Here is a 26089-nt window from a genome sequence, read left to right as displayed (position 1 = left end):
TTTCTATTCTTTCTCCGGGGTATACCTACCCCACCCTGGGTCTTTAGTCTCAAAGTCTTCAAAACAATAGAGATATGTTTGGACTAACTCTGCAAAGTCCTGATTTTCAAGGATCAGGGCTTGTAAAGTCTTGATTGTAAGTAGCTTCCCTTACCGCTGAAGCCCTGTTTTGGGGAGACCTCTGCTTATTCCACCCCAATGATACCGAATCAGAAGGCGATGTTTGTCAAGTACGGCAAGAAAATCCGCAGGGTCAAGCTTCGGGGATGAAGGCATCTGCCTCGATCTCTACGTGCCATCTGGGGTTAAGCAGGGGAGCGACGACCATGGTGGCGGCGGGCAATATTTTTCCGAAGACCTCGCCGTGGGCGCGGCCTATCTCTTCCCAATTTTCGACACGGGCGAGGAACATGCGGGTGCGGTAGACATGTTCAAAGCCAGCTCCTGCTTTTTCAAGGGCAGCCTTGATGATATTGAGCGCGACCCGTGTCTGTTCGGCGGGAGACGCGTCTTCTGCGCCGACCGGTCCGGTACCGGAGACGTAGACATGGTTGCCGATACGTACGGCGCGGGAGAAGCCGATGATGGGCTCGTAGGGAGAAGTGCCGGGGATATTGGTGCGGGTCATGAAGCTAGTCTAAACAGTTTTCTCGAGCTGCCTGCGGCAGAGGATGCTGACCTGACTATGAGGTTTCTCTGGAGGTCATGCCGAATGCTTTGTCTTTCAGGAGTGCCTCTAGCTTTGCTTCTGTTTCGTGCAGCTTCTGCTTAAGATGCATGGTCTCTTCGATGTCTTCGGTAGATCCGTACCAGAGAAGAATCTCTCCGCTTTCATTTCGACGAGGATTACCGCGCGTTCGCATCCAACGCCAGTGATTGTCTTTCGTGCGAATGCGATATTCAAGGTCGAAGGGATCGCCGCTTTGGAGCGAGGCCAGGAGTGTTGGCAACAGGCGGTTGAGATCTTCAGGATGCACCGCGTTCTTCCAGCCCATGCCGAGTGTCTGCTCTGATGTCTGCCCTGTGAACTCCTCCCAATGAGGGCTCACCTCGATCACATTGCCGTTGGGCTCCATAATCCACGGCATATGGGGATTGAACTCGACCATGTGGCGGTAGTGCTCTTCGCTGGCACGAAGAGCCTCAATGACTCGCATGCGTTCCGAGATATCTACGATGGCAACGGAGACTCCGATGACTTCTCCGCCTTCGTCGCGCGCTGGTTGGTGAGATACCAAAAGGGTGACGGGCTCCGGACTCTCCGGCATAACGGGTCTGGTCAGTTCCAGTCCAGTGATGGCTTCTCCCTTAAGAGCGCGCTGGAGATAGGGTTCTACTTTTTTGTAGATCGTGGGAGGCATGACATCGGAGAGCCTGCGGCCGAGATGATCTTCGACGGAGATACCGTTCAGGCTGGCGAGCCGTTGGTTGACGCTGACGTATCTCAGGTCTGCATCAACAAAGGCGAGGCCGACTGGAGCGCCATCGTAGATAGCCTGCAACTGCGCCAACCGCTGCGAGGGTAAGGGCTCGATGCAAGTGATCAGGTCAGATGCCGGTGAGTCATGCAGGGTGTGTGTCGACGTCGACATGGGCGCGTCGATGATTTTGGAAAGGTCCCGTGCGGCCACCGGAGGGCCATAGATCCATCCCTGGCCGACATCGCAGCCGAGCCAGCGGAGGATGTCTGCCTGGGTCTCGTTTTCGATGCCCTCGGCAACCGTCGTCAGCTTGAGGCTTTGTCCCAGGCCGATGACTGCGGCGACGATTTTGCGACTGTCGCGGCTCTGGATCATGGAGCTTACGAAGGTGCGGTCCACCTTCAACTCGTCGAAGGGAAGCGCCTGAAGATTCCGCAAGCTGGAATAGCCGGTGCCGAAGTCGTCGAGGGCGAGCTTGACGCCCAGTTGCTTTAACTTTCCTGCGATGGTGGCTGCCAGCTCCAGGTTATCGACCAGGGCGCTCTCTGTGATTTCGATGGTGAGTCGATGCAGAGGGAAGGACGCCATTGCCGCGGCTCGTGCAATCTCTTCCGAGAGTGAGGAGTCGCGGAGCTGAATCGGCGAGACGTTGACGGAGATATTGAGATCTCTTTTGAGCGCGGTGGTGGCAGCGAAAGCTTGTAGCAGAATTGTCTCTGTTAGCTCGCCGATAAGGTCTGCCTGCTCGGCGACCGGGATGAAGACATCGGGATGGATAGTGCCACGTTGTGGGTGCAGCCATCGCGCGAGAACTTCAAAACCTACCAGCAGCCCAGTTCGTATGCCGACCATAGGCTGAAAGTAGGGAACGATTTCCCCACTTTTCAATGCTTTTTTGAGTTCAGTTTTAATCTCAGACCGTTTCGTTGCCATTTCAATCGATCCTTTGACCCGCTGACTCAAAACTTTGACGCATTCAGTTCATCTTAAGCTTGATTAAGGCAGAACAACCATAACACCGTCGGGGGATAACTGTTCAGGGAACGCTGTTTCGCAGATATCAGAGATCAAAAAAAATAATGGCAGCGCAACTCGGGATGAGCTGCGCTGCCATTGAGAATGCGAGAAAGCTTAGAGACCCTTCTTCACGAGGAAGAGAATCAGGTCCTTGACGCGGTTCGAGTAGCCCCACTCGTTGTCGTACCAGCTGATGACCTTGCCGGTGTTGCCGATGACCTTGGTCAGCTTGGAGTCGACGAAGGACGAGAGCGGGTTGCCCTTGAAGTCGGAGGAGACGAGCTCTTCGTCGGTGTAGCCGAGGTAAGGCTTCAGCTCGCCGTTGGCTGCTGTCTTCAGTGCTTCGTTGACTGTGGCAACGCTGATCGGTTTCTCGGAGACGAAGGTGAGGTCGACGACCGAGACGTTGGGGGTCGGGACGCGGATGGCGAAGCCGTCGAGCTTGCCGTCCATCTCGGGGATGACGAGCTTGAGGGCCTTGGCGGCGCCGGTGCTGCTCGGGATCATGCTGAGGGCAGCGGCGCGGGCGCGGCGCAGGTCCTTGTGCGGCGTGTCGAGGATGACCTGGTCGTTGGTGTAGCTGTGAATCGTGGTCATGATGCCGCTGGCGATGCCGAAGGTGTCGTTGAGGACCTTGACGACGGGCGCGAGGCAGTTGGTGGTGCAGGAGGCATTGGAGATGACATTGTGCTTCGCCGCATCGTACTTGTTCTCGTTGACGCCGAGGACGATGGTGATGTCCTCGTTGGTTGCCGGAGCAGAGATGATCACCTTTTTGACGGTCGAGCCGAGGTGTGCCTTGGCCTTGGTGGCATCGGTAAAGAAGCCGGTCGATTCGACGACAACCTGCGCACCTACGCTGGCCCAGTCGAGCTTGGCCGGGTCACGCTCTGCGAAGACCTTGATCTTCTTGCCATCGACGGAGATGAAGTCATCGCCATGCGAGATCTCGTTCTTGAGATTGCCAAGAATGGAGTCGTACTTGAGCAGATGAGCCAAGGTCGCGGGGGTGGTGAGGTCGTTTACGGCGACGAACTCAATCTCCGGGTTGCTGAGAGCGGTACGGAATACGTTGCGTCCAATGCGGCCGAAGCCGTTGATGCCTACCTTTACTGCCATGGTTGCGGTTGCTCCTATCGTTCGTTGGCTTTGCGTTGGTGAGAGTTGAGAGCGCGGCTGGACGGCGTACGCCCCATCACAACCGATGCTAGCACCGGGCGGGGGCATTCGCAAATGGAAGGTCGGACCAGCAAAGATGGGATACGCGGTTGAGAACAAGGGATTTGAGGCTGTAAAGAGCCTCCCGGAAGTCGAAAATTTGCGGGCGGCTTTCGCGGTGTGTTACAAGCGTGACATGCGCGAACTGCGCGATTGGATGCGCGAAAAAATGAGACGACGCCCTAGACGTGGACCGAATGATTCGGAGTCCACGGGCAAGAGCGGGCAAGAACTGCCCGCAAATCAACCTGCTCCATTACGGCCGGCCTATCCCGAGCCGTTGCCGGTGCATGAGCATGAGACGCACCATGCTGTAGCTGTCCCTGTGGCGGAAACGGCTGCCGAGCCTGTACACGAACCAGTCCATGAGCCGGTTCACGAGCCTGCGCATAGCCATGCAGAAGTAGAAGTAGCAGCGCCTGAGCGCAAGATGGTGATGGAGACGCAGCCCGAGAATCTGGCTACGCCACCGGTCGAACAAGCTGCCGTGAAGTCGCCCAAAGGCTATGTGGTACTGGCGATTGGACTTCCCGGATCCGGTAAAACGACCTGGTACAAACGGCGGGGTGTTACACCGCTGTCGAGCGATCTGCTGAGAACGCTGCTCTTTGACGATATTACTGAGCAACGTTACCAAGGACTGGTGTTTTCGACATTGCGGAGTTTGCTGCGGGCGCGTTTGATCGCCAAGATGCCGTGGAATTATGTCGATGCCACGAATCTCTCTCCGCATGAACGGAAGCAGTGGATCAAGATGGCTAAGAGCTTCGGCTACGAGGTTCAGGCGGTCTTCTTCGATGTGCCGCTGGCCGTATGCATGGAGCGGAACAGCAAGCGCGAGCGTGTCGTGACCGACGAAGTGATGCAGAAGATGGCAGAACGTCTGCGTCCTCCAACCTTTAAAGAAGGCTTTGAGAAGATCACGGTGGTCCGCGTGAAAGGTGCCGGGGCTGGTGTGCAGGGTGGCGCCGAGTCTGCTCCGGAGGCAGCGCAGTAGATCAAAAAATCGGATAGGTAGAGATTATGGCTGCGGTTGGCGTTGAGTTCGCGAAGGTGAGCTATACGCTGGCTGGCAGCCGTTTTCTGCTGCGTGATATCTCGCTACGCCTTGAAGCAGGGACGACGACGGCTTTGTTGGGACGGAGCGGCTCGGGAAAGACGACGCTGCTGCGGATGGTCAATCGACTGGTTGCGCCGACCGCGGGGGAAGTACAAGTTGGGAATCGTTCTGTGGGAGCCTACGATGTAGTGGCTCTGCGCCGAAGCATCGGGTACGTGATCCAGGAGACGGGCCTGTTTCCGCACATGACGGTCGAGCGAAATGCGGGAATGGCTCTGGAGCTGGCGGGGCGGTCTCGGGCGGAGATCTCTGCACGGGTTGCAGAGGTTCTCTCGTTGGCGGGGTTGGATTTTGCGGAGTTTAGAGAGCGTTACCCCTGGCAGCTCTCCGGTGGTCAACGGCAGCGCGTGGGACTGGCGCGGGCGCTAGCGATGGACCCGGAGATATTGCTCATGGATGAGCCGTTCGGGGCACTTGATCCACTGACTCGAGCGGAGATGCAGACCATGTTGCGGGAGCTGTTGCAGCGTGTTGGCAAGACGGTTCTGCTGGTGACGCACGATCTGGACGAAGCGCTTTATCTGGCGCAGAGAGTGGTGTTCTTAGCTGAGGGTGAAGTGGTGGCGGATCTTCCTTCCGGTGAAGTTCTGGACTCGAAAAATCCTCAAGTAAGAGATTATGTTTTGGCTGTACATCGAATGGTGTCAGCTTGATAGGGTTTATTCAATCTCATGGATGGGAGATTGCCCGGCTGACGTTCGAGCATCTGTGGCTGACATTGTTTGCCATGCTGCTGGCGGCGGGGATTGGGTTGCCGCTGGGCGTTCTGTTGACTCGGAGGCCGGGGTTGGCGAAGCCAGTGATCGGGTTTGCCAATGTCGTGCAGACGATCCCGAGTCTGGCGCTCTTCGGGTTACTGCTGCCAGTTCCGTGGCTGGGAGAGAACGCGGCTCGGCTCGCAATTCTTGCCTTGACGGGGTATGCTCTGCTACCTATTGTGCGAAACACCTATGCAGGCATTGGAAGTGTCGATGCTGCTTTGGGAGATGTGGCCGAGGCTATGGGGATGACCTCGTGGCAGCGGCTGTGGAAGGTGGAGCTGCCGTTATCGGCAAGCGTGATTCTGGCTGGGCTGCGGACAGCTACCGTGACCTGTGTCGGAGTAGCGACCATTGCAGCGGCGATTGGTGCGGGAGGGCTGGGGGAGTTGATCTTTCGTGGGGTGGCCAGCGTGGACAATCGGCTGGTGCTGGCGGGAGCGATTCCGGCGGCGTTGCTGGCTTTGGTAGCAGATGCCGGGTTGGGGTGGCTGGAGAAGAAGCTGGCGGTGAAGCGGTGAGGTGGTGCTGCGGGTGGCGCTTCGCGGTTCTGCTTCTGGTCAGTCTTGGGTTGTCTGTTGGGTTAGTGGGATGTGCCCCACCGCGATCTTCAAGAATCGTTATCGGAGCGAAGAACTTTACCGAGCAGGTGGTTCTGGGGGAACTGGTGGCTCAGGAGATTGAGGCAGTCACCGGCGAGAAGGTGGATCGCAAATTTTATCTGGCTGGAAGCTATATCTGCCAGCAGGCTTTGGAAAACGGGCGCATCGATGGCTATGTGGAGTACACGGGGACTGCGCTGACGGCGATTCTGAAACAGCCGCTTCCGCCAGTGGGCCAGCGCGATGCGGCAAAGGTCTTCGATACTGTGCAGCGTTTGTATGCGGAGCGTTATGCCGTCAAGGTAGAGCCTGGCCTTGGGTTTGAGGACACCTTTGCGATGGTGGTGCGTGGCGCGGATGCGCAGCGGCTGGGGTTGAAGACGATCTCCGATGCCGTGAAGGTTGCGCCGCAGTGGAGGCTGGGGGTGGGCTATGAGTTTGAGGAACGCCCGGATGGTTTGCGTGGCCTTGAGGCGACGTATGGGTTGCATTTTCGCGATGCGCCGCGGGTGATGGACCTTGGCTTGTTGTATCGGGCTCTGGGGGCGGGGCAGGTTGATATGGTGGCGGGAAATTCGACCGATGGACCGATACGTGCGCTGGGACTTACTGTGTTGCAGGACGACCGACATTATTTTCCGCCGTATGAAGCTGTGCCACTGATTAGGGAAGACTCATTGCGGAGGCATCCCGGGATTCAGGTGGCGATGGACAGACTGGCAGGGAAGGTCAGCGCAGAGGAGATTCGCGAGATGAACTTTGCCGTGGATTCCGAGCATAAAGACGTTGGCGAGGTTGTGAGGGCGTTTCGGAAGAAAAAGGGGTTGTAGCGATGACGGTTACAAGTGTTGAACCATGGTTGCGAGGAACCTTAACCGAGGTAGACGCGGTTCGGCGTGCTGTTCTTCATGCGTTGGAGTTGGCTCGTGAGGATGTCGAACGCTGGAGCGCCGATCTGAGCGATGCGGAATTGGAGGCTGAGCCACTGGGATTGCCCTCCGTTGGACGGCAGATGAGGCACATCGTGCGCAGCCTCGATCGGTTGCTGAGTTATGCGGAAGGAAGACAGTTGTCGGTCGAGCAACTGGAGGCCTTGAAGACGGAGGCGAACGCGAGCATTTTGCGACAGGCCTTGTCTGCGGAGTTCGAATCAGGGCTGGCATCGGCGTTGGCACGGATTAGGGCATTTCGTTCGGAGAGTTATGGAGAGAGTCGCGGGGTTGGCAGAAAGATGCTGCCGACGACAGTGGCCGGTCTGTTGGTGCATTGCGCGGACCACACCCAGCGGCATGTCGGTCAATTAGTGACCACGGCCAAGGTGATTGTGGCCATGCGAAGCTAGATGGCCGCTCATGCGGACGACGTACGCTGCCTCGCACTTTGTATGATGTTGGCCAATGAGGCGATCGATGCCTGATGTCGCCTAGCGATCGTGTTTGAAAGGAGCCGTCTATGCGGCGTAGCCCACTTGCAGGTCGTAGATCGAATCGCAGCACTCGCTCATACCTGCGCGCCATCTTCTACATCGTTCTCTCTGCCTGCACTGCGACTTGCTGGTCGCAGCAGGCTGCCGCTGGAGTTCAAAGTGACTCAAGCGTGATCGACAGCCAGGGCACAGCGCACATAACTCGCGTTATTCCCGTGCCGACGACGGTAAGCCCGGAGGCCCAGCGAATGCTTGCGCGTCCTCAGTCTGACGCGGCGAAGCCGGAGACGCTCGAAGCTCGTCGAGCCGGGACCGATACATGGCAGGCTGGCGCTGGAAAGTTGTCGGAGACGATGTATCCGGTGCATGTTGCGAGCGATGCGATTGCGGGCGTTGCGGTGCGTGTGATCACTCCTTTGGAGATACCTGAGGATCGCCGTGACCGTGTTCTGATCAATCTGCATGGCGGTGGATTCAACTCTGACTCCGGCTCGCTGACTGAGACTGTGCCGATTGCGAATCTCACGCAGACCAAGGTGATTGCTGTGTTGTACCGTCTTGCCCCGGAGCACCCGTTTCCGGCTGCGGTGGACGATGCGGTGGCGGTTTATCGTGAGGTTTTGAAGACATATAAGCCGCAAAAGATCGCCATCTATGGGACATCGGCTGGAGCGATCCTTACTGGCGAGGTAGCAGTGAAGATCAAGCAGCTTGGGTTGCCTTTGCCGGGTGCGTTGGGTATTTTTTCGGGATTTGGAGACTTCGATCACGTGGGGGATTCGCAGGCGATGTATGCGCTGAACGGCTTATCCGGACATCTGGATCCACCGGCGGCGCCGCCGATGGATAAGGAGTATGTCAGGGAGACGAATCCTCGGGACCCTGTACTTTCGCCGCTCTATGCCGACCTGCATGGGATGCCGTCGACGTTGTTCATCACCAGCGGTCGCGACATTCTATTGAGCGGGACGACTATTCTGCATCGCGCATTTTTGCGCGACGGTGTAGATGCTCGACTGGTGGTGTTTGAGGCACTGCCTCATGCTTTTTGGAACAACCCTGAATTGCCCGAGTCGAAGGAGGCCGACGGAATCATGGCGAAATTCTTCGACAGGGAGCTTGGAAAGTGAGCTTTAGCCGACCAGGTGTCCCATCTTGTCGCGCTTGGTCTGAATGTAGCGGTCGAAGGTAGGTTCGGTGGGCACAACGGCAGAGATTCGCTCGGTCACTTCAATACCGGCAGAGACCAGCGCCTCTACCTTCTCCGGATTGTTGGTAATCAGGCGAACGGCCTTTACGCCGAGTGATTTGAGGATCGCGGCGGGCAGTTCGTAGGCGCGACAATCGGCGGCGTAGCCCAACTCAAGGTTGGCTTCGATGGTGTCGCGGCCCTGGTCCTGGAGCTCGTAGGCGCGTAGCTTGGCCATCAGGCCGATTCCGCGGCCCTCCTGCTGCTCGTAGAGGAGGATACCGGTGCCTGCCTCGGCGATTGTGGCGAGGGCAAGTTCAAGCTGCTGACGGCAGTCGCAGCGCAGCGAGTGAAAGACATCTCCCGTAAGGCACTGCGAATGGATGCGGACGATGGGAGGAGCCGCGTGGATATCGCCCATCACCAGGGCCACTGCAGCCTCTGTCCGCGTCGCCGGAGCAGGAATCGCCTCGTTGCAGGGCTGCGGATTAGTGGTTACGCCCTCGAAGCCGAGAATGCGGAAGTGTCCCCACCGGGTAGGGAAGTCGGCGTCGGCTATCTTGGTGACGGATGCAAAGGGCATAGTCTGATTATACGTTTCGGACTGCACAGGGATTGGATTGCGGCGCAGCGAGATTTGATGCAATCGAAGGCGTAAAGTAGGTTTGTGACGCAGACCGATCCAAAGCTGATCCTGATTACGCTGCTTATCGAGCTGGGGGTGGCCGCTGCCGTATCGACCTCGCTGGCGCGGGCGAAGACGTTCAAGGAGCTGCTGTTTACCTCGCGACGTACCCGGCGCCAGACTGCGGCACTGGTGGCAATGATCTGCGTACCGCTTACGCTGGGCGTCTGGGTGCGGGTGCTGGTGCCGAATTTTCTGGCCGCCGATCTCTCGTACGAGACGACGATCCTGCTCGGCATTCTGGTGGGCCCGCTGGCGGCGATGGCCGGTGGCGCAGCGCTCGCGCTTCCCGCCATGCTGCATCACGAGTATCTGGCGCTTCCGGTGAACCTGCTGGTGGCTGCTGCAGCGGGAGCCTTTCGCCGTTTTGCGAGTGCGGAGGATGTCTGGTCTTTTTCGCCGATGATCGACCTCAGCATCTACCGCTGGGTGACACGCAACCTGCGCCGTCCCAGTTTGGATCGGCAAGTGCTGCTTCTGCTGTCGATTGCTACGGGTGCATTTGGGCTCAGTATGCTCTCGCGGTTATATCCACGGCGGTTCTTCGAACTGCACTCTGGCTCATGGTGGGTGGAGCTGCTAATCTGTGCCAGCTCGCCGGTGGTGGTCGGCATTCCACTCAAGATATGGAACTCGGTGCGCATCGAGCGGAAGCTGGAGGAGCAGGGAAGGCTGCTGCTGGAGGCACGGCTCGATGCGCTGCAACGGCAGATTAATCCACACTTTCTGTTCAATACGCTCAATTCCATCACATCGCTGGTGCGCTCGCGGCCTGAACTGGCGCGGGAGATGATCGTGAAGTTGGGCAACATACTGCGTGTGCTGCTTAAGGATCGCGAAGCTTTTGTGCCTTTCAGCGAAGAGTTGATGTTCACCGATGATTATCTCGATATCGAGGTGGTGCGCTTCGGCGAGAAGCTTAAGGTGGTCAAGGAGATCGCCGAAGAAACCCTGCATGTTGTCGTGCCGGGTATGTTGCTTCAACCGCTGATTGAAAACAGCATCAAGCATGGTCTGGAGCCGCGCATCAGCGGCGGCACAGTGACGCTGCGCAGCCGGATCACCGAGGATGGTATGTTGCTGGTCGAGGTTGAAGACGACGGTGTGGGCATGGATCCGGAGTGGGACTGTGCTTCGCCGGTCAGCGGTCTGATCCGCCCTGGCTCCGGCATCGGGATACGGAATGTGCGTGAACGGATGGGCGTTCTCTACGGTAGCCTGGCTGGCGTCGAGATTAATAGCCGACCGGGCAGGGGAACGAAGGTAAGTCTGCGAATGCCTATTCTCGATGACGAAGCGGAGGTCTGGGGGCCAGTCGGCGATGCCGCCGAGCAAGCTTTGCGTCTGGTGGGAGACGCGGTGAGAGCAGTGACCAGAAGCTAAATTGTGGTTCGAGCGATGACTCGGTCGTAATAACGCTCGTAGAACGGGATGATGCGCGAGGCGCAGAACTGCTCCTGCGCTGTCTGGCGAGCGGCCTTGGATAAGAGCGCCAGGCGCGAGTCATCGCTAAGCAGCGCAATCGCGGCTTTGGCCATGGCGTCGACGTCTCCCACGTCGAAGAGCAGGCCGTTGCGTCCATCCTCAATTAATTCGGGAACACCGCCGACGCGGGTTGCGATGCTGGGGACGCTGCAGGCCATTGCTTCAAGCGCTGCCAAGCCGAAGGATTCCATTTCGCTTGGCATCAGCATCAGATCGGCCAGTGGTAGCAGCTCGTTGACGTTGTCCTGCTTACCTACGAAGTGGATGCGGTCCTGCACTTTGAGCTGTAAGGCCAGATGCTCGGCAGCGCTGCGGTCCGGACCATCGCCAATCAGCATGAGCCGCGCAGGCATGGCGGCGGCAACGCGGGCGAAGACTTTGACGACATCCTGAACGCGCTTGACGGGACGGAAGTTAGAGAGGTGAACAAGCAGTCGCTCATTGGCGGCGGCGAAGCGAGGTCGCATGGTGGCGACCAGCTCGGGGTTGCGAACGTAGACGTTGCAATTGACGAAGTTCGGTATTACCTCGATCTCGGACGTGACGCCGAATGCTTCGCGGGTGCGGTCGCGGAGATGACTGGAGATCGCCGTCACACCGTCGGACTTTACGATTCCGAATCGCGTAATCGGCAGATAGGAGGCATCAAGGCCGACCAACGTGATGTCGGTGCCGTGCAGCGTTGTGATGAAAGGAAGTTTTCGACCATTTGCGGCGAGCATCTGCTTGGCGAGCAGAGCACTGACCGAATGGGGAATGGCGTAGTGGACGTGCAGTAGATCGAGCGAGTAAAACTCCGCAACTTCAGCCATGCGAGTGGCCAGCGCAAGGTCGTAAGGAGGATGCTCGAAGAGGGGATAGTTGGAGACGGCCACTTCATGGAAGTGAATGTTGCCCTCGCGGCCAGTCAGACGAAACGGCTGCGAGTATGTGATGAAGTGGATGTCGTGGCCGCGTGCGGCAAGCTCGATTCCCAATTCGGTAGCGACAACGCCGCTGCCGCCGTAGGTGGGATAACAGGTGATGCCGATCTTCATAGGGATCTCTCGTAGTCGCGGTGTGGCTGGCCTATCTGTCCATAATGGATGAGCTCCAGGCCGGAAACGGTGCGGATTGCCTGCGGAATTTCCTGGAGGAGCGCCTCACGTTCGACCTCGCGCGTTGCACGGAGACGGGTAGTGATGGCATTAAGTGCCGCATCGTTGTAGCCAGGATGGCAGACAAGCTCCCACGTGCCTTCGGGCATAGCGTGGAGGATTTTGCGGAGAGAGGTAGCGTCAAGCTGGCCGGTTGCCGAGACGCCGATCGTTCCTTCCGTGGTATGCATGTTCCCGTTATGGAGCTGCGGTAGAGATTCAAAGGATCGTTTGCCAACCATGCTCAGAATGTGGAACTGAAGCCGCCGGACGAAGGCGTTAGGTGCAAGGCGAGAACTCCACGCAGGCTCGAAGGGATTGCGGACGGCTCCAATGGAGCAGCGTTGGGCAACACGCAAAAGCGGGCGCGCTACGGCAGGGAAGAGGTGGGTATGTTTATGAGTATCGAGATGAGTGACCGCGATGCCGGCCTGTTGCAGCTTCTGGACCTGCGCAAGGGCTTCGCATTCGATCTCCTCTTCGCGGATGTTGCCGCGCATGAGTGCCTGCATGAAGTCGAGCAGGGATGATCTGAAATGTTTACCGTCTTCACCCAGCAATGTTGGAATGCTGTGGGGAGCAGAGACGGGCTCGCCGTCGGTAAGAACGATATGGCAACCGACCCCAAGCGATGGATTGGCATGGGCAATTGCGACGGCATCGCCAAAGGCTGCGCCAGTGGCCATCAGTGTGGTTGATGTGAGGACATGTGCCTGGTGAAGCTCTGCGATTGCGCGATTGACGCCCGGCGTTAGGCCGAAGTCGTCCGCATTGATGATAAGGCGGGAAGCCATGAGAGGTTTGTCGCAGACGGAATGGGAATATGGTGGGCAGTGAGGGACTCGAACCCCCGACATCCTGCTTGTAAGGCAGGCGCTCTAACCAACTGAGCTAACCGCCCGTTCCGGTTATAAGGATTACTTAATGAGTGTATGGGAGTAACGGCGACGATGCAATGAGCGAATATTATTGTCGAGGTAATGCTCTGTTGATAAAGATAGATTCTTCTGTATTGAAGATCTATCTTTGCGAAATAAGTAATTTTGCACCATACTAAAGTTCTGTTTGCAAGTCCAAGGATATGAATCGTTGCGCAGACTTGCGCGACCTTATGAATCAATGAATGCTGAGCACACAAGCCGGCGTGGTTCGCAATGGATGATAGTCACTATCGCCATGCTGGCCCTTGCTGTCTTTTCGTGGGGCGTTCGGTATAAGGTTTCCCTCTACAATCCTGCGACTCACATGTCCGCGGCGAAGCTGCTCTCCCAAAGGGAAAGACCGGCTACATTCGAAAGCGCAAAGCTGGCTGCCGAACCTGTAGTCCACCCTGAGGTGCGTGTTCTTTTTGCCGTAGCCATGGGGATTATGCTGGCAGCGTTGTGGTCATTGAAGCCGACCTTTTTACCAAAGAGCGTCGAGCATCTGGCACAGCTTCCTAAACAGCCCAGTCAGACTTTCTTCTTCTTCCGTCCCCCACCCGTTCTTTCGGCCTCCAGGTAATTTCAAGCAATAGCGTCTGTCTGAGCACCATTGCTCAGAGCACAGTTGCAGATTTCTGACCGGATACTCTGCGGCTGTATGTTCCCTATGCCGGCCTACGTTCTTATACAGGTGTTTACAACATGTGCAAGCGAACTTCCCTGACTTTGGCAGGGGTCTCCGTGCTGATTACTTTAGCGTGCTTTGTTTCCACTGGTTGCAAAAGCAGTAGTTCTCAGGCATCGTCACCGACCATAACCGGAGCTTCCGTAGCTCGGGTTACACGAGGAAATCTGGCCAGTACGCTTACCGTAGCCGGGCAGTTTCAGCCCTATCAAGAAGTAGATCTTCATGCCAAAGTATCGGGCTACATCCGCCGTATCAATGTCGATATTGGCGACCGTGTGCGAACAGGACAGGTAATTGCCACGCTAGAGGTTCCTGAGCTCAACGCTCAACTGGTGGGCGCCCAGGCTGAAGTAAGGCACAGTCAGTCGGAGATTGCCCGGGCCAAGAGCCAGGTTGTGGGAGCTGAGTCGAGCCATGCTGCATTGCACGATGCATATCTGCGGCTTTCTGAAGCAGCACGTCAACGGCCTGGCCTGATCGCGCAGCAGGAGTTAGATGATGCGCTCGCAAAAGACCAGAATTCAGAGGCGAGTATCGATGTTGCAAAGGCTGCTCTCGCGGCTACTGAAGAGCAGCTGAGCGTATCGAATGCAGACAAGCAGCGAGTTCAGGCTTTGGCGGATTATTCCGTCGTCACTGCTCCATTCAATGGCGTTGTTACGAAGCGGTATGCCGATACGGGATCGTTGATCCAGGCTGGAACTGCCTCCAATACACAGGCGATGCCGGTCGTGCAGCTTGCACAGAGTGACGTGCTGCGGCTGCGCATGCCGGTCCCTGAGGCAGACGTCCCCTACATTCAGGACGGGGGGACCGTGCAAGTCAAAGTTCAGGCGACGGGGAAATCATTTATGGGAAAGATCATTCGATTTGCTCGCGCGCTCGATCCTTCGACGAGAACCATGGTGACGGAAGTTGATGTTGCTAATCCCACACTGGAGCTGAGCCCGGGAATGTATGCGGAAACAGTTATCTCTCTTCAGCAACGAAACAATGTTCTTGAGGTTCCAATTCGGGCTGTAGTCCAGGGAGATTCGCAGTCTTACGTCTTAGCGCTGGATAAAGATAATCGCGTTGAAAAGAAGATCGTGACGTTGGGTGTGCAAGGGGCTGATCGGGCCGAGATTACCAGTGGCCTTACGGAAGGTGAAGTGGTAATCGTATCTGCCCAGGCAAACTATCAGGTGGGGCAGCAGGTAGCTCCGAGATTCGAGTCCGTGTCTATGCCGAGCGAAGCGGGGGATAAGTAATGTCATCCTTCGCAATTAAATATCCATTTTTTGTACTGATGATGTGCCTGATCGTAATTGTTGTTGGTGTTACGACGGTGATAGGTATGCCGGTTGACCTATTTCCTCAGGTCAATATTCCGGTTGTTGTAGTCGCTACCTTCTATTCAGGCATGCCGCCTCAACAGATTGAATCTGACATTACGAATAGTTACGAGCGTTTTTTTACTCTGGGAAGTGGAATCGATCATATCGAATCCCGCTCACTTCCGGGCGTAAGCCTCATCAAGATCTACTTTCAGCCGGGTGTTGATAGTAATTCTGCTGTAAGTAATATCTCTAACCTTGCCATGGCAAATCTGCGTCGTCTTCCACCGGGAACGCTTCCGCCCGTTGTGCTCAAGTTCGATGCTTCGAACATGCCTGTCTGTCTAATTACGTTGAAAGGACAGGGGCTCAATGAAACTCAGCTCAAAGATTTAGCGCAGTTTAGTGTAAGAAATCAGGTTGCCAATGTTCCGGGAGCATCAGTTCCACAGCCCTATGGAGGGCGGTATCGACAGATTCAGGTATATGTCGACCCTGTAAAGCTGGAAGCGCATCAGATGAGCGTCATGGATGTAGTTAAGTCTCTCAATGCATCCAACCTGATTCTTCCTGCCGGCGATGTTCGTATTGGGCCTAAAGATTACAACATCTATGCAAATAGCCAGGTACCTATCGTCGACCAGATCAACGATCTTCCCCTGAAAACAGTTGGCAACTCATCTGTGATGGTAGGAGACGTTGGACAAGCAAAAGATGCAGGACAGTTGCAGACCAATATCGTTCGGGTCGACGGTCAAAAATCTGTTTATATCCCCGTGCTTAAGCAAGGCGGTAACTCCAACACCATCACGATTGTGAATGGCGTGAAACAGGCTGTTGCCCACTTACTTGATGTACCGAAGGTGCTTAAAACGGATGTCGTCTTCGATCAATCTGTCTTCGTAAAAATTGCTGTGAAGAACGTCATCAATGAAGGCATGATTGGTCTTGTCCTTACAGCGTTGATGATTTTATTGTTCCTGGGAAACTTTCGGGCAACGATTGCGGTTTTGCTTTCTATTCCTATCTCGTGTCTGGCAACATTCCTGATTCTTAATATGGGCGGCAGCTCCATCAACACCATGGTGCTGGGTGGCCTTGCACTTGCTCTCTCGCGGCTTATTGATAACTCAGTCGTAGTGCTGGAAAATATCTTTCGACATATGGAGATGGGAGAATCTCCTGCTGTCGCTGCCGAAGTTGGCGGAAAAGAAGTGCAGCTTGCTGTTCTGGCAGGAACTGTCTGCACCTGTATCGTCTTCTTTCCTGTTGTGCTTCTTTATGGAGTCAGTAAGTATCTATTTACTGCATTGGCCTTGGCGGTGGTGATTGCTCTCTTTGCGTCCTTCATCGTTGCCATGACGGTCGTACCCTTGTTTTGCGCGCGTTTCATCCGTATCGATGGCGCGCATGGAAGCCACGATGATTACGAAGAAGTCGAATCATCAGTGGACCCGAACAGCGCATTAAACGATCCAAAGAAGCGAAATTTATTCGGTACCGTTATCTTTCAATTCAATCGCATGTTCTATGCGCTTCTTGCCTGGTATGAGCGTGCCGTGTGGAAGTGTCTCAAAAAGCCCGGAGCTGTAGTGGGCGCTTGTTCTCTCATTTTCCTTGTCAGCCTTGCGATCTATCCGTTTATGGGAAAGGCCTTTTTCCCCCGAACCGATCCTGGGCAATTCGTGATCAATGTAAAAGTTCCGGCTGGAACACGAATTGAGTTGACCAATGAGTATGTAGCCAAAATGGAGCAGGATATACGCAGTATCGTAACTCCGCACGATCTGAATATCATCGTTTCCAATATTGGCATTACTCCTGACCTGTCGGCGATCTATACCTCTAACTCTGGAATGCATACTGCATTTATCCAGGTAAGCCTCAAAGAAGACCATAAGATCGGCAGTTATGTATATATGGATCGGGTTCGACGTAAGTTAGCGAAAGACTTTCCAGATGTTGGAACTTACTTTCAAGCAGGCGGTCTGGTCGACTCGGTTGTAAATCAAGGTAAACCTGCCCCTATTGATATTCAAATAGCAGGAAGCAACCTTCAAACGGATTACCAGTTGGCACAAGAGACTGCTGCGAAGCTACGAAAGCTAAACTCAGTCAATGACGTGTTGGTTCCGCAGGATCTTGATTACCCAGGACTGGAACTTAATATCAATCGCGAGCACGCTGCTCTCCTTGGTGTGTCGCCGAAAGATGTCGTCGATAACGTGATTACCGCACTTACTTCGGACGGCATGATCGCACCGAGTTTCTGGGTCGATCCGAAGAGTGGCAATAGTTACATGCTGACGGTTCAGTATCCGGAAGATCAGATTAAGACACTGACTGATTTTATGCAGATCCCGTTGCGCTCTCCGGACGGCACGAAGACAACGCCGTTGGAGTCGCTCGCGAATATTAAGCAGATCAACACTCCTACAGAGGTCGATCATTATCAGCTCCGACGTCTCATCGATATTTATGTGATGCCAAAGTCAGAAGACCTAAGCGTTGCCAATGCCGATGTGAGTAAGGTTCTGTCGAAGACAAAGATGCCGGAAGGCGTGATTGTGAAGGAAGTAGGCGCTATCAAGGATATGCAGTCGTCCTTTTCCAGCTTCGGTATCGGTCTGATTCTGGCGATTGTGCTGGTTTACCTAATCTTGATGGCACAGTTCGCTTCCTTCTCCGATCCCTTCGTTATCCTGCTGGCGGTGCCACCTGGCATTACAGGTGTGCTCGTCTTTCTTTGGATGACAGGGACAACAGTCAATGTCATGTCGCTGATGGGCGCTGTGATGATGACCGGTATCGCGGTATCGAACAGCATTTTGATTGTAGAATTCACCGGGACTTTGCGTGAGAAGGGGATGGCTCTGACTCAGGCACTTGTCGAAGCAAGTAAGGCTCGTTTGCGGCCGATTCTTATGACGACACTGGCTACAGTTTTGGGGTTGATTCCTATGGCACTGGCATTGGAGCCAGGCAGCGAGCAGTATGCTCCGCTTGCCCGTGCGATTCTCGGCGGTCTTGTCGTTTCGGTCGTAGTTACGGTGTTTCTTGTTCCGGCGGCCTATCTATTGATTCACCACAAGGAAGAATCTGCCGCTTCGGAGGAGGTTTAACATGATTCTGAAGCTACGTACTTTTACTTTGCTGTTGCTTACTCCTTGTGTTTCGTGGGGCCAACAGTCATCTCTTCGGTTGCCGAATGCGCCATCAGCCAGTCGCGCTGTGCTTGCAGTCGCGCAGTCAGCTTCGACTTCGGATGCGCCCGTTTTGCTTACACGTCAACAGGCTGAGACGATTGCATTGGCGAATAATCCTCGCATTCATATCGGCCAGTTGCTTGCCAAGGTGCAGCATCAGGTTGTGCGCGAGACTCGTTCTAGCGAGCTACCAGACCTTAATGGCAATCTGACCGCGGTTCAAGCGGAGGAGGCGAGTCGCATCTCCGCGGGAGGCCTTACCGCCTCAAGGTTATTGCAACATGCAGGAATGGGGGTTCAGGTAAGTCAGCTGATTACAGATTTTGGTCATACACAGAATCTGGTGGATTCTGCGAAGCTGAACGAGAAAGCTCGATTAGCAGATGCCGAAGCCAGTCGCGAGGATATTGTTCTTGCGACAGACGAGGTGTTTTATCAGACCATTGAGGCGCAAGCTACGTTGAAGGTGGCGGAACAGACTGTCTCGGCGCGGCAGACGCTGGTAGATCAGGTGAGCGCGCTGACCTCTGCGAAGTTGAAGTCAGATCTCGATCTCAGCTTTGCTCAGGTGAACTTATCACAGGCGAAACTGTTGCAGCTGGACGCGCAGAATAACTTCGATGCGGCGAAGGCTTCGCTGGATGCGGTGCTGGGCTATGACCATCCTACGAACTACACGCTGGTAGCGGGGACAGACCCTCTGGCTGCTTTGCCGCCGGATGTTGGGACGTTGCTTGCAGCGGCGATTCAGAACAGGCCTGATCTTCAGTCCTTACAATGGAACGAACAGGCAGCGCGAAAGTACAGTCGCGCGCAACATGAGCAGTTGTTGCCTACGATCAACGCACTGGGAACGGTAGGGAAGACGCCTGTCGGTTCAAGTCAGTACTTTCCTACCGATTGGTATGGCGCTGTTGGCGTCAATATGAGCATTCCTATTTTCAATGGCTTCCGATACTCGGCAGAGGCTTCTCAAGCTTCTTACGAGGCGAAGGCTGCGGCAGAGCGAACACACGATCTACGCGATCAGGTGGTTCGTGACGTTCGAACTGCATGGCTGAACGCCAATACTGCGTTGCAGCGCGTGACGGTGACCGGGGAGCTGTTGCGGCAGGCTAATCTTGCGCTGAATCTGGCCCAGACACGATATCAACTTGGACTGAGCTCAATCGTGGAGCTTAGCCAGGCCCAGTTACAGCAGACGCAGGCGGCTATCAGCAATGCGAATGCGCGGTCACAATATGGCTTTGCCTTATCGAACCTGCGTTTTCAGACAGGGACTCAACCTTAGATGACTTGGTCTTCTGCGATGGCATGAGTGATGTCGAGCAGCGTGAGGAGGATGCGGCGCAATGCGGTTTCACGACCGGTTGGGTCGTACCACTCCTGCAAGGTGTGGATGCCTCCTCCGCTGCCGCCTGTGCCGATGGCCATGGCAGGAATGCCTAGTGAAAGCGGAATGTTAGCGTCGGTCGAGCCTAGTCGCTGCTCGGTGCGGAGGGTGAGGTGACGATCTACTGCTCGGAGGCTTTCGAGCAAAGGAGAGTCGTCGGGCAGGGCTGCGGCTGGCCGATTGCCTATGTTACGAATCGTGATATTTGTTGCCGGTGACGTGGAGCGTTGCGGAGGCAATGCGGGCAAGAAGTCGTCGCAGATTTTGCGGATGTCAGCTTCGGCCGCGCGTAAATAGCCAGGATCGGTGGAGCGCAGATCGAGCAGGACGGTGGCGGACTCTGGGATGGAGTTGATGGAGGTTCCGCCGGAGATGTGACCTGCGTTAAGGGTAGTCAATGGCTCGGTTGAAAGATCGATCTCCGCGATAGCTGTGAGGATGCGGCTGAGGATGAGGATGGGGTTAGGTGCTCCGGCGTCGGCCCAGGAGTGACCGCCGGGACCGTTGACAGTGATGCTGAGTCGGGTACTGCCCAGTGCGCGAGTGACGGTGGTGTTGGTGCCGCCGCCTTCGAGTGCCAGGGCAGCCGCGATGCGGTTGCGGTAAGACCCTTGCTCGAAGAGATAGCGCATGCCGCGAAGATCGCCTTCGCCTTCTTCGCCGACGTTAGCCGCGAAGAGGATGGGAATGGGTGGAGTAATGTGAGCGTAACGCAGGGCAGCGGCGATGCCGAGCAGAGCAGTGAGCCCGGCGGCGTTGTCGCAGATGCCGGGAGCGTAGATACGCGGACTGTTGTCGAACTGACGAGGCTCGCAAAGTGTTCCTGCGGGGAAGACGGTGTCGAGGTGGGCAGAGAGGAGTATGCAGCGAGTGTTGGAGGATGGTCGTACAGAGGCCAGTTCAGCAAGTGCGTTGCCCTCTTTGTCGAGGTGAATGGTGGTAAGACCCAGGTCGTGGAAACGCTCGAGGAACCAGGCTGCCCGTGCAGATTCAGAGAAAGACGGCGCGGGGATGCGGACCATCTCCAACTGCCATTGACGGAGTTGAGGTTGGTGAAGATGCAGCCAGTGGAAGGCTCGGTGGACCGCCGTGAGAGTTGCCAGGCGGGTGATGCGATGTTGGGCTGTGGCGGACATTCGTGTTCTACAGACAAATTTTAAAACTTACCTAGTATTCCACTTCTACAAGGAAGAGACCGCTGGAAGGTGCGGTGGGGCCGGCGGCCGAGCGGTTACACCTGGCGAGAATCTCCGGAATTGCATGAGGCGAGATGCGTCCCATACCGGCTTCAACAAAAGTGCCCACAAGGTTGCGGACCATATGGTGCAGAAATCCAGTTCCGGTGACGCGATAGATGAGGATGCCTTCTTGTTCGCGCCAGTAGGAGTGGCGGATAGTGCGAATAGCGGTCGCATGTTGGGGCTGCTCGCCTATTGGCTCAGCGGTGCGGGTCGTCAGGTCTGGATCAGTGGCAGCAAATGAGGTGAAATCGTGACTTCCCAGAATGTGAGTTGCGGCTTGTTGAAGTTTTTGCAGATCGAGAGGGAAAGGACAAGGCCAGACGTATGGCGCGAGCATCGGCGAGCAGATGGTACCGGTTGGATGGATGTGGTACTCGTAGGTTTTGCCGACGGCGCTGTGTCGAGCGTGAAAGCCGGTTGGTGCGTGCTCGACGGAGAGGATGCGAATGCTGGGCGGCAGTGCTCGATTAAGAGCGCGGTGAAGATTGGCAGGAGGGATAGGAGATTCGAGCGAGAAGGAGGCGACCTGCGCGAGGGCATGAACTCCGGCATCGGTGCGGCCTGACCCCTGAGGCAGGGTAGATTCTCCAGTGATGTGGTGAATTACCTGTGCGAGGGTTCCCTGGATCGTAGGCAGATTGGGCTGGATCTGCCAGCCGTGGTAGGGGGTGCCGTCGTAGCTCAGGATGGCTTTCCAGTTGGACATGGCTGCTTTTTGCGACGGTATCACGGATGGGTTTCTGATGATAGCTTCAGCAAACGCGTCCCCCCTTTGCAGTTCATCGCAAAGGGGGACGCGTTGTGTACTAAATGGAGGGTTCTTAATGAAGTAGTACGGCCGTTACGGCGTCCTGTGTAGCTTTGAGGTAGTTGCCGTAGCCTACAACTACTGTCGAGCCTACGAGAAGGAAGAGGCCAGTGGCGACCAGCCACTTGGTTCGGGTGCTGGTGCCGCGCCATTCTTTGAGTGCGAGGCCCCACAGGGTGGCGAAGATGATGATCGAGGCCATGTGCAGGGTCCAACTGGAGAAGTCGTACTTGCCCATCTTGGTCTGGCCCATGGAGTAGAAGAAGAACTGGAAGTACCAGATGACTCCGGCCATGGCAGCGAAGATGTAGTTGGCGACGAGAGTTTTGGGGGCGAGGCGGTCGTAGGTGGAGGCGTCCAGGGGGTCGAAGTTGACCAGCGTGTCGCCGGAGGCGTGCGAGGCGCGCATGGGATTGTTGCCGGGAGCGCCGACGAACTGTTTGATGGAACTGTTTTTAATGATGAGGATGGCAGACCAGATGAAGTTGGTGAGGAATCCTCCCCAGAGAACGACGATAAGGATGGGAAGGTTCTGCCAGAGGTCGAGACGGTGGTTGGCGAGAAGCTGAGTTTTAGCGATGTCGCCGATGGGCTTGCCAGCGGCGAGGCCAAAAGCGAAGAAGCTGCTCATGATTCCGGCAAAGATGGCGACGGCGATGCCCTTGGCGAAGGAAAAATCGGATTCACCGGCTTCGGCCTTCTCTTCGGGGGTGGTTTCCTGCTCTTTTGACCAGCCTGCAGCTCCGTTGACGGCGACAGCGATGATGCAGATGGCGACTCCGAGGAGGATGATCTGGCCGGAGGTCTCGTGCATGATGGTGGTGATCTGGCCGGTGTAAATGGGCGGGATCAGCGTACCGAAGGCGGTGCAGAGACCGAGCGCGATGGCGTAACCGAGGGCGATGCCGAGATAGCGGATAGCGAGGCCGAAGGTCAGGCCGCCGATTCCCCAGAGCGCGCCGAAGAGGAAGGCGTAGAGGCAGTCAGAGGGATGGGTGGCGTAGGCCGTGTGCAGGATGCCGAAGAGGTTAGGCACGAAGATGTAGGCGAGCACTACGGGAGCGATGATCCAGGCGGCGAAGCCCTGGATGAGCCAGTAGATCTCCCACGACCAGCGCTTGATAGCGCGGAAGGGGATGAAGTTAGTGGCGGAGGCGAAGCCGCCGATCCAGTGATAAATGACGCCGATAAACGGATTGGTTCCCACGCAGGCCTCGTTGATGGTGCAATGATAGTGATTGTGCTGTGCCGGGTACTATCCTACCTGACGGGATTTGCGTTGGGGAAATATACTCTCTATTGAATTTAATGCGCTGGCCTGTACGGCTGGAGGTTTGGCTCTGCGAGTTTCACTATTCATTACGTGCTACAACGACACGCTATTTCCTGAGACGGGTAAGTCTGTGGTGAAGGTGCTGGAACGGCTGGGACATACAGTTGAGTTTCCTGCTGGGCAGACCTGCTGCGGGCAGATGCACTATAACACTGGCTATCAGTCAGAAGCTATGCCGCTGGTGCAACGATTTGTCGACCAGTTTCGCGAGGCTGAGGCGGTGGTGGTGCCGTCTTCAAGCTGTGTGGCGATGATGAAGGACCACTATCCAAAGATGGCTGCGGAGATCGGCGACGCGAAGCTGATTGCAGATGTGGATGCGCTGCTGCCTCGGGTATATGAGTTCTCGGAGTTTCTGACGCGGGGACTGGGGCTGGAGGATGTGGGAGCCTACTACCCGCATCGGGTGACGTATCACGCTAGTTGTCATGGACTACGGAATCTTGAATTGGGCGATGGGCCTCTACGGTTGCTGAAGGCGGTGCGGGGGATCGATCTGGTTCCGCTGGAGGGCTTGGAGCAGTGCTGTGGCTTTGGTGGAACATTTGCGGTGAAGAATGCCGATGTTTCGAGTGCGATGCTTTCGGAGAAGACGACGGCAATTCTGAACACAAAGGCTGAGGCTTGTACGGCTTGTGATAATAGCTGTCTGATGCATATTCAGGGCGCATTGCATCGACAGCGGACTGGGGTGAAGACTGTGCATTTGGCGGAGATCCTGGCTGGGGATGAGGGAGCTGCGCGATGAGTGGAGTGGCTTTAGATCCGAAGACGTCGCCTGTGTTTCCGATGGCAGCGAAGGCTGCACTTGGTGATACTCAGATGCGGAAGAACGTTCGTCATGCAACGAATGTGATTCAGACTAAGCGCGGACGCGTGGTTGGCGAGATGCCGGACTGGCAACAGCTGCGCGAGGCAGGCAAGCAGATTCGCCAGCACACCATGGAGCATCTGGACTTCTATTTGGAGCAGTTTGAGGAGAACTGCACGCGAGTTGGTGGTGTGGTCCATTGGGCTCGCGATGCCGAAGAGGCGAAGAGGATTGTTACTGGACTGGTGAAGGCAAGCGGATCGGATGAGGTCATCAAGATCAAGTCGATGACCACGGAAGAGATTCATCTGAACGACGCGTTAGAGGCAGCGGGAATTCATGCTTATGAGACCGATCTGGCCGAGTTGATCATTCAGCTTGGACAGGACCAGCCTTCTCATATTGTGGTCCCAGCGCTGCATAAGAATCGGCAGCAGATTCGAGAGATCTTTCAGCGGAAGATGAATTTGCCTGAGCTGGGTGAGTCGCCGCAGGACCTTGCCGATGCTGCTCGTATGTTTTTGCGAGAGAAGTTTCTACGGGTGAAGACGGGAGTAAGCGGCGCGAACTTCCTGATCGCGGAGACGGGTGGGGTTTGCATCGTCGAGAGCGAGGGCAACGGGCGCATGTGCCTGACGCTGCCCGAGACGCTGATTACGATTGCGGGAATCGATAAGGTGCTGCCGCGATTTCAAGACCTTGAGGTGGTGTTGCAGTTGCTGCCGCGGTCGGCTACCGGCGAACGAATGAATCCCTATAACTCGATCTGGACCGGGGTTAAGGAAGGCGACGGACCGCGCGCGTTTCATGTGGTGCTGATGGACAATGCGCGGACGGAGATTCTGGCAGACAAGGAAGGGCGGCAGACGCTGAACTGCATTCGCTGCGGAGCTTGCCAGAATGTTTGCCCGGTCTATCGGCAAACAGGGGGCCAGGCTTATGGAAGCGTGTATGCCGGGCCGATTGGCGCGATTCTGACGCCGCAGCTGCAGGAGATGCATCATGCGCAGAGTCTTCCGTATGCGTCTTCGCTGTGCGGGGCATGCTATGAAGTGTGTCCAGTGAAGATCAATATTCCCGAGGTGCTGATCCATCTGCGCAACAAGGTGGTGAAGCAGAATACGGCGGGGATTGTGGGACTGTTCGATGTTGAAGCTGGAGCCATGAAGGCCATGGCGATGATCTTCAAGAGTGAGAGACGGTTTCGGGCGGCTCAGCGCTTGGGGCGCATGGCGGAGACTCCGCTGGTGCGCAAGGATGGGCGCGGCGTGGGTTGGATTGGCTGGCTGCCGGGAATGCTTGGTGGCTGGACCCAAGTGCGTGACTTGCAGGAGATGCCGAAAGAGACCTTCCGCGACTGGTGGGAGAAGCGGAGGACAAATGGGAACTGAGATGACGGTTGCTAATGCATCCAGTGCGGCGCGTACTGAGATCTTGCGGAGGATTCGCGTGGCTAAGGGTGGCACTTCGACTGAGGCTGCGGCGCAGTCCGGATGGGGCCATGTGACTCGAGAATATCGGCGAACTTCTGCATTAGAGACGGAGGCTCTGCTGGAGTTGCTCGAAGACAGATTGCGAGATTATGACGCGCATGTGGTCCGTGTAGGGGCTGACGATGTGGCTGATGCTGTTTCGAAGATACTTACGACGCGAGGGAAGCGCCGGATCGTAGTTCCGGATGGGCTTACGGCAGAGTGGCTACCGGAGGGCTTTGAGTTTGTGACGGACGACGGAATGAGCGCGACTTCGCTCGATGCATTTGACGGAGTGATAACCGGCTCGACCGTAGCGATCGCCGTGACCGGAACAGTGATTCTGCAAAATATTGCCGGGCAAGGACGACGTGCGGTGACATTGGTGCCGGATTATCACCTATGCGTAGTCAAAGCCACCGATGTCGTCGAGACGGTGCCGCAGGCGATGGAGAAGCTGAGCGGAACCTCAGAGTTGACGACGACTTTTTTCTCGGGGCCTTCAGCTACTGCGGACATTGAGATGACACGCATCAAGGGAGTGCATGGACCACGACATCTGGATGTGATTCTGATCATGTGAAAGGTCCGTCCACAAGTTGGTATAGACAGTAGCCCCGAAAGGGAGGTAACCGCAAGGTCGAACACACTATAGGAGGATTCCTCTTTAGCTGTGCTCAGGGAGCAAGGACGGTATTGCGGTTCGCCTGCGATTACGATGTCGTACCAGTTCCGCTATGGTCGATGACGACCTATATTTCTTTGCAAAGAGGCACCTTTTACCAAGTTTCAAAGGTTTGAAAATCTTTTTGACAAACGACGCAGGGATGATGCAATCTTT

23 protein-coding genes and 1 tRNA gene are annotated in these 26089 nt (G+C 56.0%); 14 read left to right on the top strand and 10 right to left on the bottom strand.

Annotated elements, in window-relative coordinates; all coding sequences use genetic code 11:
- Positions 1-253: 253 nt before the first annotated feature.
- The 3 genes from IEW09_RS08810 to gap form a co-directional block, all read right to left on the bottom strand.
- Positions 254-628 (bottom strand): RidA family protein, encoded by a 375-nt coding sequence (locus IEW09_RS08810; RefSeq protein ID WP_188553784.1) that lies wholly within the window; start codon positions 626-628, stop codon positions 254-256.
- A 55-nt stretch (positions 629-683) separates the two neighbouring features.
- Positions 684-2354: an EAL domain-containing protein gene (locus IEW09_RS08805; protein WP_188553783.1), complete on the bottom strand. Its 1671-nt coding sequence runs from the start codon at positions 2352-2354 to the stop codon at positions 684-686.
- A gap of 198 nt (positions 2355-2552) precedes the next feature.
- Complete coding sequence (gene gap, locus IEW09_RS08800; RefSeq protein WP_188553782.1) at positions 2553-3557, bottom strand: type I glyceraldehyde-3-phosphate dehydrogenase; 1005 nt, start codon at positions 3555-3557, stop codon at positions 2553-2555.
- 268 nt (positions 3558-3825) lie between these two features.
- Between gap and IEW09_RS08795 the strand changes: the two genes are divergently transcribed.
- From IEW09_RS08795 to IEW09_RS08770, 6 genes are all read left to right on the top strand, one after another.
- A complete protein-coding gene (locus tag IEW09_RS08795; protein ID WP_188553781.1) occupies positions 3826-4653 on the top strand; it encodes an ATP-binding protein in 828 nt (275 codons plus the stop codon).
- Positions 4654-4679: 26 nt separating this feature from the next.
- Positions 4680-5429, top strand: coding sequence for an ATP-binding cassette domain-containing protein (locus tag IEW09_RS08790; protein WP_188553780.1), 750 nt, complete (start codon positions 4680-4682; stop codon positions 5427-5429).
- Complete coding sequence (locus IEW09_RS08785; RefSeq protein ID WP_188553779.1) at positions 5426-6055, top strand: ABC transporter permease; 630 nt, start codon at positions 5426-5428, stop codon at positions 6053-6055. The genes IEW09_RS08790 and IEW09_RS08785 overlap by 4 nt, the downstream gene beginning before the upstream one ends.
- Positions 6056-6084: 29 nt before the next feature.
- Positions 6085-6966 (top strand): glycine betaine ABC transporter substrate-binding protein, encoded by an 882-nt coding sequence (locus tag IEW09_RS08780; protein ID WP_188554388.1) that lies wholly within the window; start codon positions 6085-6087, stop codon positions 6964-6966.
- 2 nt (positions 6967-6968) lie between these two features.
- Positions 6969-7478 (top strand): DinB family protein, encoded by a 510-nt coding sequence (locus tag IEW09_RS08775; protein ID WP_188553778.1) that lies wholly within the window; start codon positions 6969-6971, stop codon positions 7476-7478.
- A gap of 110 nt (positions 7479-7588) precedes the next feature.
- The gene (locus IEW09_RS08770) at positions 7589-8692 is read left to right on the top strand and encodes a GTSAG motif subfamily hormone-sensitive lipase (protein ID WP_188553777.1); all 1104 of its coding nucleotides are present in this window, start codon (positions 7589-7591) and stop codon (positions 8690-8692) included.
- A gap of 3 nt (positions 8693-8695) precedes the next feature.
- On the opposite strand, the gene ribA is transcribed toward IEW09_RS08770, so the two are convergent.
- Entirely contained in the window at positions 8696-9334 is a 639-nt protein-coding gene (gene ribA, locus IEW09_RS08765; RefSeq protein ID WP_188553776.1) for a GTP cyclohydrolase II, read from the bottom strand.
- An 84-nt stretch (positions 9335-9418) separates the two neighbouring features.
- On the opposite strand from ribA, the gene IEW09_RS08760 reads away from it, so the two are divergent.
- Positions 9419-10819 (top strand): sensor histidine kinase, encoded by a 1401-nt coding sequence (locus IEW09_RS08760; RefSeq protein WP_188553775.1) that lies wholly within the window; start codon positions 9419-9421, stop codon positions 10817-10819.
- On the opposite strand, the gene bshA is transcribed toward IEW09_RS08760, so the two are convergent.
- The 3 genes from bshA to IEW09_RS08745 all read right to left on the bottom strand — a co-directional run bounded on the left by bshA (position 10816) and on the right by IEW09_RS08745 (position 12958).
- Positions 10816-11958: an N-acetyl-alpha-D-glucosaminyl L-malate synthase BshA gene (gene bshA, locus IEW09_RS08755; protein WP_188553774.1), complete on the bottom strand. Its 1143-nt coding sequence runs from the start codon at positions 11956-11958 to the stop codon at positions 10816-10818. The genes IEW09_RS08760 and bshA overlap by 4 nt on opposite strands.
- Positions 11955-12851 carry a ChbG/HpnK family deacetylase gene (locus IEW09_RS08750; RefSeq protein WP_188553773.1) on the bottom strand — a complete coding sequence of 299 codons (897 nt, stop codon included), beginning with the start codon at positions 12849-12851 and terminating at the stop codon, positions 11955-11957. Before IEW09_RS08750 ends, bshA begins: the two co-directional genes overlap by 4 nt.
- A 30-nt stretch (positions 12852-12881) precedes the next feature.
- A tRNA-Val gene (locus tag IEW09_RS08745) sits at positions 12882-12958 on the bottom strand.
- 257 nt (positions 12959-13215) lie between these two features.
- Between IEW09_RS08745 and IEW09_RS08740 the strand changes: the two genes are divergently transcribed.
- From IEW09_RS08740 to IEW09_RS08725, 4 genes are all read left to right on the top strand, one after another.
- Positions 13216-13560 carry a hypothetical protein gene (locus IEW09_RS08740; RefSeq protein ID WP_188553772.1) on the top strand — a complete coding sequence of 115 codons (345 nt, stop codon included), beginning with the start codon at positions 13216-13218 and terminating at the stop codon, positions 13558-13560.
- A 122-nt stretch (positions 13561-13682) separates the two neighbouring features.
- The gene (locus tag IEW09_RS08735; protein WP_188553771.1) at positions 13683-14918 is read left to right on the top strand and encodes an efflux RND transporter periplasmic adaptor subunit; all 1236 of its coding nucleotides are present in this window, start codon (positions 13683-13685) and stop codon (positions 14916-14918) included.
- Entirely contained in the window at positions 14918-18106 is a 3189-nt protein-coding gene (locus tag IEW09_RS08730; protein ID WP_188553770.1) for an efflux RND transporter permease subunit, read from the top strand. The genes IEW09_RS08735 and IEW09_RS08730 overlap by 1 nt, the downstream gene beginning before the upstream one ends.
- Position 18107: 1 nt before the next feature.
- On the top strand, positions 18108-19481 hold the full coding sequence (locus IEW09_RS08725; RefSeq protein WP_188553769.1) for a TolC family protein: 1374 nt from the start codon (positions 18108-18110) through the stop codon (positions 19479-19481).
- On the opposite strand, the gene IEW09_RS08720 is transcribed toward IEW09_RS08725, so the two are convergent.
- From IEW09_RS08720 to IEW09_RS08710, 3 genes are all read right to left on the bottom strand, one after another.
- Positions 19478-20719 (bottom strand): M20/M25/M40 family metallo-hydrolase, encoded by a 1242-nt coding sequence (locus IEW09_RS08720; RefSeq protein WP_188553768.1) that lies wholly within the window; start codon positions 20717-20719, stop codon positions 19478-19480. The genes IEW09_RS08725 and IEW09_RS08720 overlap by 4 nt on opposite strands.
- A 31-nt stretch (positions 20720-20750) precedes the next feature.
- On the bottom strand, positions 20751-21530 hold the full coding sequence (gene truA / locus IEW09_RS08715) for a tRNA pseudouridine(38-40) synthase TruA (protein ID WP_188553767.1): 780 nt from the start codon (positions 21528-21530) through the stop codon (positions 20751-20753).
- A 115-nt stretch (positions 21531-21645) separates the two neighbouring features.
- Positions 21646-22839: an L-rhamnose/proton symporter RhaT gene (locus IEW09_RS08710; RefSeq protein WP_188553766.1), complete on the bottom strand. Its 1194-nt coding sequence runs from the start codon at positions 22837-22839 to the stop codon at positions 21646-21648.
- Positions 22840-22972: 133 nt separating this feature from the next.
- Here IEW09_RS08710 and IEW09_RS08705 point away from each other — a divergent pair, with 133 nt between their 5' ends.
- From IEW09_RS08705 to IEW09_RS08695, 3 genes are read left to right on the top strand one after another with little or no spacing between them, the layout of a single operon-like run.
- On the top strand, positions 22973-23713 hold the full coding sequence (locus IEW09_RS08705; RefSeq protein WP_188554387.1) for a (Fe-S)-binding protein: 741 nt from the start codon (positions 22973-22975) through the stop codon (positions 23711-23713).
- Positions 23710-25167: a LutB/LldF family L-lactate oxidation iron-sulfur protein gene (locus IEW09_RS08700; RefSeq protein ID WP_188553765.1), complete on the top strand. Its 1458-nt coding sequence runs from the start codon at positions 23710-23712 to the stop codon at positions 25165-25167. Before IEW09_RS08705 ends, IEW09_RS08700 begins: the two co-directional genes overlap by 4 nt.
- Positions 25157-25831 carry a LutC/YkgG family protein gene (locus tag IEW09_RS08695; protein WP_188553764.1) on the top strand — a complete coding sequence of 225 codons (675 nt, stop codon included), beginning with the start codon at positions 25157-25159 and terminating at the stop codon, positions 25829-25831. Before IEW09_RS08700 ends, IEW09_RS08695 begins: the two co-directional genes overlap by 11 nt.
- Positions 25832-26089 lie beyond the last annotated feature (258 nt).

The organism is Edaphobacter dinghuensis (genome assembly GCF_014640335.1).
In the GTDB taxonomy this organism is placed as follows: domain Bacteria; phylum Acidobacteriota; class Terriglobia; order Terriglobales; family Acidobacteriaceae; genus Edaphobacter; species Edaphobacter dinghuensis.
This window is presented reverse-complemented; position numbering and strand designations above follow the sequence as displayed.

Coding starts and splice junctions, on each gene's coding strand:
- IEW09_RS08770 (WP_188553777.1), top strand. CDS start 7,589: ATGCGGCGTAGCCCACTTGCAGGTCGTAGATCGAATCGCAGCACTCGC.
- IEW09_RS08695 (WP_188553764.1), top strand. CDS start 25,157: ATGGGAACTGAGATGACGGTTGCTAATGCATCCAGTGCGGCGCGTACT.
- truA (WP_188553767.1), bottom strand. CDS start 21,530: ATGTCCAACTGGAAAGCCATCCTGAGCTACGACGGCACCCCCTACCAC.
- IEW09_RS08775 (WP_188553778.1), top strand. CDS start 6,969: ATGACGGTTACAAGTGTTGAACCATGGTTGCGAGGAACCTTAACCGAG.
- IEW09_RS08725 (WP_188553769.1), top strand. CDS start 18,108: ATGATTCTGAAGCTACGTACTTTTACTTTGCTGTTGCTTACTCCTTGT.
- IEW09_RS08720 (WP_188553768.1), bottom strand. CDS start 20,719: ATGTCCGCCACAGCCCAACATCGCATCACCCGCCTGGCAACTCTCACG.
- IEW09_RS08735 (WP_188553771.1), top strand. CDS start 13,683: ATGTGCAAGCGAACTTCCCTGACTTTGGCAGGGGTCTCCGTGCTGATT.
- bshA (WP_188553774.1), bottom strand. CDS start 11,958: ATGAAGATCGGCATCACCTGTTATCCCACCTACGGCGGCAGCGGCGTT.
- ribA (WP_188553776.1), bottom strand. CDS start 9,334: ATGCCCTTTGCATCCGTCACCAAGATAGCCGACGCCGACTTCCCTACC.
- IEW09_RS08810 (WP_188553784.1), bottom strand. CDS start 628: ATGACCCGCACCAATATCCCCGGCACTTCTCCCTACGAGCCCATCATC.
- IEW09_RS08795 (WP_188553781.1), top strand. CDS start 3,826: ATGAGACGACGCCCTAGACGTGGACCGAATGATTCGGAGTCCACGGGC.
- IEW09_RS08700 (WP_188553765.1), top strand. CDS start 23,710: ATGAGTGGAGTGGCTTTAGATCCGAAGACGTCGCCTGTGTTTCCGATG.
- IEW09_RS08750 (WP_188553773.1), bottom strand. CDS start 12,851: ATGGCTTCCCGCCTTATCATCAATGCGGACGACTTCGGCCTAACGCCG.
- IEW09_RS08740 (WP_188553772.1), top strand. CDS start 13,216: ATGATAGTCACTATCGCCATGCTGGCCCTTGCTGTCTTTTCGTGGGGC.
- gap (WP_188553782.1), bottom strand. CDS start 3,557: ATGGCAGTAAAGGTAGGCATCAACGGCTTCGGCCGCATTGGACGCAAC.
- IEW09_RS08805 (WP_188553783.1), bottom strand. CDS start 2,354: ATGGCAACGAAACGGTCTGAGATTAAAACTGAACTCAAAAAAGCATTG.
- IEW09_RS08790 (WP_188553780.1), top strand. CDS start 4,680: ATGGCTGCGGTTGGCGTTGAGTTCGCGAAGGTGAGCTATACGCTGGCT.
- IEW09_RS08730 (WP_188553770.1), top strand. CDS start 14,918: ATGTCATCCTTCGCAATTAAATATCCATTTTTTGTACTGATGATGTGC.